The sequence below is a fragment of the Bacillus cereus group sp. BfR-BA-01408 genome, from assembly GCF_022663305.1.
GTDB classification, from domain to species: domain Bacteria; phylum Bacillota; class Bacilli; order Bacillales; family Bacillaceae_G; genus Bacillus_A; species Bacillus_A pacificus.
Genome location: NZ_JAKUFF010000356.1, coordinates 1 through 213, shown reverse-complemented (window position 1 = coordinate 213; position 213 = coordinate 1). Strand labels below are relative to the sequence as shown.

Below are 213 nucleotides of genomic sequence, written 5' to 3'. Positions count from 1 at the left end.
CTTTCCGTCCTGTCGCGGGTAACCTGCATCTTCACAGGTACTATAATTTCACCGAGTCTCTGGTTGAGACAGTGCCCAAATCGTTACACCTTTCGTGCGGGGCGGAACTTACCCGACAAGGAATTTCGCTACCTTAGGACCGTTATAGTTACGGCCGCCGTTTACTGGGGCTTCAGTTCAGAGCTTCGCTTACGCTAACCCCTCTCCTTAACC

1 rRNA gene is annotated in these 213 nt (G+C 52.1%); it reads right to left on the bottom strand.

The features are described 5' to 3' along the window. Positions 1 to 213, bottom strand: a 23S ribosomal RNA gene (locus MR083_RS27630); the annotation flags it as partial.